Origin of the sequence: Nioella nitratireducens (genome assembly GCF_001879715.1) — a bacterium.
GTDB lineage: Bacteria > Pseudomonadota > Alphaproteobacteria > Rhodobacterales > Rhodobacteraceae > Nioella > Nioella nitratireducens.
Genome location: NZ_MNBW01000009.1, coordinates 181,703 through 190,895, shown reverse-complemented (window position 1 = coordinate 190,895; position 9,193 = coordinate 181,703). Strand labels below are relative to the sequence as shown.

General features: G+C 63.6%; 9 protein-coding genes and 1 pseudogene. 6 read left to right on the top strand and 4 right to left on the bottom strand.

Going from position 1 to position 9,193, the window contains the following annotated elements:
- The 3 genes and pseudogenes from BKY27_RS19930 to BKY27_RS11345 form a co-directional block, all read right to left on the bottom strand.
- Nucleotides 1–77 (bottom strand): annotated as a pseudogene (locus tag BKY27_RS19930) (GTP-binding protein); the annotation flags it as partial.
- A gap of 135 nt (nt 78–212) precedes the next feature.
- Nucleotides 213–860 (bottom strand): hypothetical protein, encoded by a 648-nt coding sequence (locus tag BKY27_RS11350; protein ID WP_071674594.1) that lies wholly within the window; start codon nt 858–860, stop codon nt 213–215.
- 131 nt (nt 861–991) lie between these two features.
- Nucleotides 992–3,295, bottom strand: coding sequence for a DNA topoisomerase IV subunit A (locus BKY27_RS11345; protein WP_071674593.1), 2,304 nt, complete (start codon nt 3,293–3,295; stop codon nt 992–994).
- 191 nt (nt 3,296–3,486) lie between these two features.
- On the opposite strand from BKY27_RS11345, the gene BKY27_RS11340 reads away from it, so the two are divergent.
- The 5 genes from BKY27_RS11340 to BKY27_RS11320 all read left to right on the top strand — a co-directional run bounded on the left by BKY27_RS11340 (nt 3,487) and on the right by BKY27_RS11320 (nt 7,213).
- Nucleotides 3,487–4,317, top strand: coding sequence for an SDR family NAD(P)-dependent oxidoreductase (locus BKY27_RS11340; RefSeq protein ID WP_071674592.1), 831 nt, complete (start codon nt 3,487–3,489; stop codon nt 4,315–4,317).
- A gap of 117 nt (nt 4,318–4,434) precedes the next feature.
- Nucleotides 4,435–4,638: a twin transmembrane helix small protein gene (locus BKY27_RS11335; RefSeq protein ID WP_071674591.1), complete on the top strand. Its 204-nt coding sequence runs from the start codon at nt 4,435–4,437 to the stop codon at nt 4,636–4,638.
- 3 nt (nt 4,639–4,641) lie between these two features.
- Nucleotides 4,642–5,214 carry a cob(I)yrinic acid a,c-diamide adenosyltransferase gene (locus BKY27_RS11330; RefSeq protein ID WP_071674590.1) on the top strand — a complete coding sequence of 191 codons (573 nt, stop codon included), beginning with the start codon at nt 4,642–4,644 and terminating at the stop codon, nt 5,212–5,214.
- Nucleotides 5,215–5,525: 311 nt separating this feature from the next.
- Nucleotides 5,526–6,284 carry an electron transfer flavoprotein subunit beta/FixA family protein gene (locus BKY27_RS11325; protein ID WP_071674589.1) on the top strand — a complete coding sequence of 253 codons (759 nt, stop codon included), beginning with the start codon at nt 5,526–5,528 and terminating at the stop codon, nt 6,282–6,284.
- Nucleotides 6,284–7,213, top strand: coding sequence for an electron transfer flavoprotein subunit alpha/FixB family protein (locus BKY27_RS11320; RefSeq protein ID WP_071674588.1), 930 nt, complete (start codon nt 6,284–6,286; stop codon nt 7,211–7,213). Before BKY27_RS11325 ends, BKY27_RS11320 begins: the two co-directional genes overlap by 1 nt.
- A gap of 51 nt (nt 7,214–7,264) precedes the next feature.
- Here the strand turns inward: BKY27_RS11320 and BKY27_RS11315 are convergent, their stop codons facing one another.
- On the bottom strand, nt 7,265–8,086 hold the full coding sequence (locus tag BKY27_RS11315; protein WP_071674587.1) for a DUF6473 family protein: 822 nt from the start codon (nt 8,084–8,086) through the stop codon (nt 7,265–7,267).
- A 180-nt stretch (nt 8,087–8,266) separates the two neighbouring features.
- Between BKY27_RS11315 and BKY27_RS11310 the strand changes: the two genes are divergently transcribed.
- Entirely contained in the window at nt 8,267–9,142 is an 876-nt protein-coding gene (locus BKY27_RS11310) for a 3-hydroxybutyryl-CoA dehydrogenase (protein WP_071674586.1), read from the top strand.
- Nucleotides 9,143–9,193: the final 51 nt, after the last annotated feature.

Genomic DNA, 9,193 nt, shown 5'->3' with positions numbered 1-9,193 from the left:
GTCTTGCCGTGGTCAACGTGACCGATCGTGCCGATGTTACAGTGCGGCTTGCCGCGCTCAAACTTTTCCTTAGCCATAGCCTTAGGCGCCTCGTGGTCTGGGGGGGCCGCCGGGCCCCGGTTCAACGTCGCGCGCTCGTTACTCAGGCGCGCAGGAAAAATCAAGGGGCAGTTGACCCTTGCGGGGTATCCGGTCCGTTTTCAGGCCGGACGTTACTGGGCTGCGTCTGCCGCCGCCGGATCTTCAGGGATCTCAACCGGCTGCTCGACCTCGGCCACCGCTTGCGCAAGCTCGGCCTGCGCGGCCGCAGCGGCTTCTTCATCAATCGAGAACCACTCGGGATGCTCCAGCATCCACAATTGCACCCGCCGGGCCGCATTGCGCGCCAGCACCTGCATCTGCTCTTCGCGCGAGCGGGCGATGCCGGAACCGACAAGGAACGTGTCGGCCGACGTGCCCTCGAAAATCGTCAACTGCTCGGGCTCGTCGTGCAGTTTTGCCTGAAGCTCATCGTCCCACACATTGGCGCTGATCACGAGGATCGAGCGCGGCTGCAAGACCACCGGAATCCCCGGGGGCGCCAGCGAATACGCATCGACATGCAGCGCGATGTGATAGAGCCGGTCACCGTCATAGCCACCGAACCGGCGGTCGATCTCGGCGGTCAGCGCCTGCACCCATTCCTCTTCGGTCGCCGTGCGAGAGGGGGGCACCTGCTGCATGTTGTCGGCCACCACGATATTGTAACCAAGCTGGAAGTCGCCCATGTCAGGCAACTCTTCCTCCAACGGGTCCGTCGCGGCGCAGGCCCCGAGGATCAGGACCATTCCCAGCAGGGTCAGGCGAATAAGGGTGCGCATAGGCTTCTCCTCGATGGCAGCCGGTCCCGGATACCGCAGGCGTGGTCGCGGTGCAATCAATGGGCCGAAACAGCCCGCCTATGCGCAAGAAATCGTGACTTCCGTGCCAACTGCCACCATGCGCCCGCCGATCAGGTGAACCGATTGTTCCTCGGGAAGCCGCGCGGCGCCATGCGCCCGGTGCCAGCCCGTTTGCCCATCCATTCCGCCAGATCGGTCTCGGTCCGGGTGCGCCCTGCCGGGTCGTGCCATGACAGTCCCTCGGCCATCACGAAGCTGCGCGCGTCGGACAGGCCGCCGTCCTTGTATTTCTGCAACCGGACGCCCTTGCCCCGGCCCATTTCGGGCAGCTCTTCCATGGCAAAGACCAGAACCTTGCGGTTCTCGCCGACACAGGCGATGTGATCGTCGCCCTCGGCAATGCGCGTGCAGACCCGCGCCTTGACGTCGCCGCGCACGTTCAGCACCTGCTTGCCAGACCGCGTCTGCGCCAGCACATCCGCCTCGGCCACAAGGAAACCGTCGCCCGCCGACGAGGCCACCAGCAGCTTGGCGCCGGGTTGGTGAATCAGCAGATCGACGATCTCGACCTCGTTGGGAATATCGACCATCAGGCGCACAGGCTCGCCCATACCGCGCCCGCCGGGCAGGGTGCTGGCGGCAATCGTGTAAAACCGGCCATTGTTGCCAAAGAGCAGAATCTTGTCGGTGGTCTCGGCATGAAGCAGGAAGCGGCCTTCGTCGCCGTCCTTGTATTTGAACTCGCCATCCAGCGCCACATGGCCCTTCATCGCGCGAATCCAGCCCATCTTGGACAGGACCACGGTGATCGGCTCGCGTTCGATCATGGCTTCCAGCGGCACGTCTTCGATCTGGCCCGCCTCGGCGAAAGTTGTGCGGCGCTTTCCGAACTCGGTGCCCTTGCCGAATTGCTTGCGCACCTCGCGCAGCTCTTCGGCGATCCGAGCCCATTGCAGTTCTTCGCGGGACAGGAGATCGTCGAGGCCGGCGCGCTCTTCCATCAGGGCGTCGCGCTCTTTCAGCAGCTCCATCTCTTCGAGCCGGCGCAAGCTGCGCAGGCGCATGTTGAGGATCGCCTCCGCCTGCACCTCGGTCAGTTCCCCGTCGCCGGGGGCCGGGGTCACATAGTCGGCCTCGCTCGTGGCCCGCACATGCGGCACGCCCCAGGTCTCGCGCATCAGTGCGCCCTTGGGGTCGTCATCGTAGCGGATGATGTCGATCACCCGGTCAAGATTGAGGAAGGTGATGATGAAGCCTTCCAGCACTTCCAGCCGATGGTCGATCTTTTCCATCCGGTGGGTCGAGCGGCGGATCAACACCTCGCGCCGGTGATCGAGAAAGGCGCGCAGCACCTCTTTCAGGCTGCACACCTTGGGGGTGCGCCCGTCGATCAGCACGTTCATGTTCAGGTTGAAGCGGATCTCCAGATCCGAGTTTCGAAAAAGCGTGCCCATCAGGATGTCGGCGTCGACGTTCTTGGAACGCGGTTCCAGCACGATGCGGATGTCGTCGGCACTCTCGTCGCGCACGTCGGCCAGAATCGGAATCTTCTTGGTCTGGATCAGCTCGGCGATCTTTTCGATCAGCTTGGATTTCTGCACCTGATAGGGAATCTCGGTGACCACGATCTGCCACTGACCGCGCCCCAGATCCTCGATCTCGTGCCGCGCCCGCAGCCGGAAAGCGCCGCGCCCGGTGCGATAGGTCTCGGCCATGCTTTCCGGCGGCTCGACGATGATGCCGCCGGTCGGGAAATCGGGCCCGTGAATGTAGGTCAGCAGCGTTTCGTCGCGCGCATCGGGTGCCTTGATCAAATGCAGGCTGGCGGCGATCAGTTCATCCACGTTGTGCGGCGGGATGTTGGTGGCCATGCCCACGGCAATCCCGCTTGATCCATTGGCCAGCAGGTTGGGCAGGGCCGCGGGCAGAACCTCGGGTTCCTGCAAGGTGCCATCGTAGTTGTCGCGGAAATCGACGGCGTTTTCGGTCAACCCTTCCAGCAGGGCCTCGGCGACCGCCGTCATGCGCGCCTCGGTATAGCGGCTGGCGGCCGGGTTATCGCCGTCGATGTTGCCAAAGTTGCCCTGCCCGTCCACCAGCGGGTAGCGAATGGTGAAATCCTGCGCCAGACGCGCCATGGCGTCGTAGATCGCGGCATCGCCGTGCGGGTGATAGTTGCCCATCACATCGCCCGAGATCTTGGCCGATTTGCGGAACCCCCCGTTCGAGGCGAGCCGCAACTCGCGCATCGCATACAAGATGCGCCGATGCACTGGCTTCAACCCATCGCGCGCGTCGGGCAGGGCCCGATGCATGATGGTGGAAAGCGCATATTGCAGATAGCGCGAGCCAATGGCACGGCGCAGGGGTTCGGCTGTTTCGCGGGGATCTTCGGACATTGTCTGCTCTGTCATTTGGTATCCGTGATACGCGAAACCACGAGGGCTGGTAAAGCAGGGATGTGCTGCGCCTCGTCCATACGGGCAGCCAGTCATCGACCGAAGGTGCCGCAACTGCCGGGCGGAGGAGCCGCCCCGAGCCTTGCACCAGTCTTGCGAAGCCCCTACCCCTTGTCCCAGACCGCCCCGCGCAGGAAGACCCGCCCATGACCCGCAGCATCCTCATCACCGGCTGTTCCTCCGGTATCGGCCATGACGCGGCGCATACCTTGCGCGACCGCGGCTGGCAGGTCTTTGCCAGTTGCCGCAAGCCCGAAGATTGCGACCGCCTGCGCGCCGAGGGTTTTGCCAGCCCGCGCCTCGACTACGAAGACGCCGACAGCATCGCATCGACCGTAGCCGAGGTGTTGGAGGCGACCGGTGGACGCCTGGACGCGCTTTACAACAATGGCGCCTATGGCATTCCGGGGCTGGTCGAGGATCTGCCCCGCGCCGCGTTCGAGGCCATCCTTCAGGCCAACCTGATCGGCCCGCATGACCTGACCCAACAGCTTGTCCCGGTGATGCGGGCGCAGGGCCACGGGCGGATCGTGAACTGCACCTCGGTCTTCGGCTATGTCGCGGTGCCGTGGCGCGGCGCCTACATCGCCACCAAGCACGGGCTGGAAGGTCTGACCGACAGCTTGCGGCAAGAACTGCACGACACCGGGATCGCAGTCAGCCTGATCCAGCCCGGCCTGATCACGACAAGGTTCGGCGAAAATTCTGGCCACCAGATGCAGAAATGGATCGACTGGGAAGGCTCGGTCCGGGCCGAAGACTACAGAACGACGATGCTGGCCAAGGCGCAGGGCCGCAGCGCGGTGGCACATCTCGAAGTGCCGCCCTCGGCGGTGACGCGCAAACTGATCCACGCCCTCGAATCGCCCCGCCCCCGCCCCCGCTATCGGGTTACCAAGCTGGCGGAACTGGCCTGCGTGCTGGATCGGGTTCTGCCGACCCGCGCTTTTGACTGGCTCGCCCGGCGGGTCACATGACCACAGTCCGATTTCCCCAAATTCCCTTCGCTTTTGGTCCGCAGCGGCCTAGGTAGGGATCAAAGACCGCGCACAGGGGCCCGTCAGACCAGACGGTAGGGCCCGGAAAGGACCGCCATGGAAAATACATTCTTCGTGCTTGCGCTGATCGCCACGGTGGCGGTCGCGATTATCCTGCTTTTCGGGATCGGCACCTTTACCCGCGGCGGCGATTTCAACCGCCGCAACGCCAACAAGATCATGCGCTGGCGTCTGGCCGCACAATTCGTGGCCGTGATCCTGATCACCGCCTTCGTCATGATCCGCGGCTACGGAGGCTGACGGATGGTCGTTCTGAACAAGATCTACACCCGCAGCGGCGACACCGGGCAAACGGCCCTTGGAAATGGCGAACGAGTCGAGAAATTCTCGCCCCGCGTCACCGCCTACGGCACAGTGGACGAGCTGAACGCAACGCTCGGAATGGCCCGGCTGCACGTGATGGACGCCATGGATGCCCAACTGGCCGCGATCCAGAACGACCTGTTCGACCTCGGGGCGGATCTTTGCCGCCCGGATATGCAGAAAGACGCCGAGGCAGATTACCCTCCGCTGCGCATGGTGCCCTCTCAGGTGGACCGTCTGGAAGCCGAAATAGACGCCATGAACGAGCGGCTGGAACCGCTGCGCAGCTTCATCCTGCCTGGCGGTTCACCTGCCGCGGCCCATCTGCACCTGTGCCGGACAGTGGCCCGGCGCGCAGAGCGGATGACCGTGGAATTGTCGACCGTCGAACAGGTGAACCCGGCGGCGGTGAAATACCTCAACCGCCTGTCCGACTGGTTCTTTGTCGCCGCCCGCTTGTGCAACGATGACGGCCGCAAGGATGTGCTCTGGGTTCCCGGCGCCAACCGTTGATCGCCTGCTCTGGCGGGTTCGGTGCCCCGGATAACGCGGGGCACCCGGCCATCACGGCGGCCCGCGCCGCAGGCCCCCCCGAATCCCGACCATTTTTCTATACCGGCCCTTTCCGGGGGCCAACCTGCCCATGCGCCGCCCTGGTCCCCGATCCGTCATCAACAGCCCGTTGTCGGCAAAAACGCGGCGTCCAATTGGCCGAACGCGTCGATTTTGACCTGTCATCACGCGATTCGAACCGGTAACAACCGCAGGGTAGCATGACTTTCCCGGGGCCGTGCCTCGGGGGCCATTACAGGAGAGACGTGGAAATGAAGGTACTCGTACCGGTCAAACGCGTGATCGACTACAACGTGAAAGTTCGCGTGAAGGCGGACGGGAGCGGGGTCGATCTGGCGAATGTGAAGATGTCGATGAACCCGTTTGACGAGATTGCCGTTGAAGAGGCGATCCGCTTGAAGGAAGCGGGCAAGGCCGACGAGGTTATCGCCGTCTCGATTGGCGTGAAACAGAGCCAGGAAACCCTGCGCACGGCGTTGGCCATGGGCGCGGACCGCGCCATTCTGGTCGTCGCTGCCGATGACGTGCACACCGATATCGAACCGCTCGCCGTCGCCAAGATCCTTGCCAAGGTTGTCGAAGAAGAGGCGCCCGGCCTCGTGCTCTGCGGTAAGCAGGCGATCGACAACGACATGAACGCCACCGGCCAGATGCTGTCGGCACTTTTGGGTTGGTCGCAAGCCACCTTCGCCTCGGCCCTCGAAATCGACGGCGATGGCGCCAAGGTCACCCGCGAGGTGGATGGCGGTCTGCAAACGATCAGCGTGACCATGCCCGCCATCGTCACCGTTGACCTGCGCCTGAACGAACCGCGCTATGCGAGCTTGCCCAACATCATGAAGGCCAAGAAAAAGCCTTTGGAAGAAAAGACCGCCGCCGATTACGGCGTCGATGTCGCGCCGCGGCTCGAAATCGTCTCGACGACCGAGCCCGAGGCCCGCAAGGCCGGTGAAATCGTGGGCTCTGTCGATGAGCTTGTGGCCAAACTCAAAGAAGCGGGGGCTGTGTAATGGCTGTTCTTCTCCTTGCTGAAGTCACCGATGGTGAATTGGCGCTGGACGCCACCGCCAAGGCCGTGACCGCCGCGTCCAAACTGGGCGACGTGACCGTTCTGTGCGCCGGCGCGTCTGCCGCCGCAGCCGGTGAGGCCGCCGCCAAGATCGACGGCGTGGCCAAGGTGCTGGTCGCCGAAGATGCCTCGCTCGGTCACCGTCTGGCGGAACCGACTGCGGCGCTGATCGTGTCGCTGGCTGGCGACTACGAACACATCGTGGCACCCGCTACAACGGATGCCAAGAACGTGCTGCCGCGCGTCGCGGCGCTGCTGGACGCGATGGTGATTTCCGATGCCTCCGGTGTTGTGGACGCCAACACGTTCGAGCGCCCGATCTACGCGGGCAACGCGGTGCAGACCGTGCGCTCGAAAGATGAAAAGAAGGTTATCAGCTTCCGGACCTCGACCTTCGATGCAGCGGGCGAGCAGGCGGCAGCGCCGATCGAGACCATCGGTGCGGCAGATAGTCCGGCGCTGTCTCAATGGGTTGAAGACAAGGTGGCCGAAAGCGACCGCCCCGAGCTGACCAGTGCTGGCATCGTCGTGTCGGGTGGGCGTGGCGTCGGCTCGGAAGAGGACTTCAAGATCATCGAAGCACTTGCCGACAAGCTTGGTGCCGCCGTCGGGGCCTCGCGCGCCGCTGTCGATTCGGGCTTTGCGCCGAACGACTGGCAGGTGGGCCAGACCGGCAAGGTGGTCGCCCCCGACCTGTACATAGCGGTCGGCATCTCGGGTGCGATCCAGCACCTCGCGGGGATGAAGGACTCCAAGATCATCGTCGCGATCAACAAGGACGAAGAGGCCCCGATTTTCCAGGTCGCCGATTACGGCCTGGTTGCCGACCTCTTCACCGCTGTGCCGGCCCTCACCGAAAAGCTCGGCTGAGCCCCACGACATCACCTTCGCAAAAGGCCCGCCCGACCCGGCGGGCCTTTTTCATGTCAGCACCGCCGCCAGTTGCCCGGCCACCCGCGCATGATCGGCCGGTCCCGGCATCAGCCGCGCGGCTTCGTCCTCTCCGCGTCCGAAATACATGCCGCGCTGCGCCGGGGCCCGCGCATCCGTGGGCGTGACGCATACGCTGGTGCTGGCCGCGTGGCGTGCCACCGTGTCCAGCATCTCCCCGTCCACGAAAAGCGGATCGTCCCCCAGATCGTCGCCGCCAAGCGGGTCATCGTCCGGTGCCCGCTGCGACAACCACAGCAGGTGCACCGGCACCTCGATCTGCGACAGAACCCGGATCATCCGCGCCTGCCACGCCTCTCGTAACTCTTGCAGGATAATGGAAAACCGGTCCTCGGACCGGCGCCGCAACGCGGTCAACATGTGGCGCGTAAAATGAAACTCGGTAAAATCCACCTCGCGATAGATCGTGCGCAGCATGGTCGAAGCCTTTACAAACCTGTCGTTGCGGCGTGGATGCACTGTGAAGAAACGGTTGCTCAGATTGGCCGCGCCCGGCAGTTGCAGCACCACCGCTTCGGCCCGCGCGGCGGCGCCGGTGATCGCGGCGTCATATAGCAACAGGTCAACGCCCGCGTTCATCGCACCCATGTTCACCACGCGCCGACCAAGCACCTTGGCCAGTTGGTCGGGATAGGGCTCTGGCGTGAATTTCCCGAAGGTTTCCGACCCGCCCAGACACAGCACGAAAGACTGATCCAGCCCCGCCTTTGGCCCCCGGAACGTCATCGGCGATCCGTCATACTGGCACGGTTGATAATCAAGGGGGCCATGCCCCGTTTGTGCATAGCTCATCAGCTTGCTCCACCCATAGTTCGACTCACCCGTGTCCAGCTTGGGCGGCACCCGTTGCCAAAAGGCTAAACGGCAAGTTTGCCGGGATTTTTCGAACAAACCGACGCACCGTTTGCGCTTGTCTGCCCCGCCACCGGACGCCTATGGTGCGCGCGAAAACACTGATCGGAGGGACGGGACATGGACATTCAGAAGATCGGGATCGTGGGCGCAGGTCAGATGGGCAACGGCATCGCCCATGTCTGCGCGCTGGCCGGTTACGATGTTCTGATGACGGACATCTCGCAGGACAGCATCGACAAGGCAATGTCCCTGATCGAGCGTAACCTCGACCGGCAGGTCAGCCGCGAAAAGATCAGCGCCGAGGAAAAGGCCGCCTCGCTGGCCCGGATCAAGACCACCCTGACCCTGACCGACCTTGGCCCCTGCGACCTGATCATCGAGGCCGCGACCGAGCGGGAAACCGTCAAGCAGGCGATCTTCGAAGACCTGCTGCCACATCTCAAGCCGCACACCATCCTCACCTCGAACACGTCGTCGATCTCGATCACGCGGTTGGCCAGCCGCACAGACCGGCCGGAAAAATTCATGGGGTTCCACTTCATGAACCCGGTGCCGGTGATGCAATTGGTGGAACTGATCCGCGGCATCGCCACCGATGAAGAGACGTATAAATCCTGCCTCGCCGTGGTCGATCGGATCGGCAAGACCGCCTCCAGCGCCGAAGATTTTCCGGCCTTCATCGTCAACCGCATCCTGATGCCGATGATCAACGAGGCGGTCTATACCCTTTACGAAGGTGTCGGCAACGTGAAGTCGATTGACGAAGCGATGAAGCTGGGCGCGAACCACCCGATGGGGCCGCTGGAACTGGCCGATTTCATCGGCCTCGACACCTGCCTTGCGATCATGAACGTGTTGCATGACGGTCTGGCCGACACCAAGTATCGCCCCTGCCCGCTGTTGACCAAATATGTCGAGGCCGGCTGGCTTGGCCGCAAGACTCAGCGCGGCTTCTACGACTACCGTGGCGAGACACCTGTTCCCACGCGCTGACACACGCGCCTCTTCCATCTGGGCAGCCCCCATGCCCATGCGAGGTGCGGG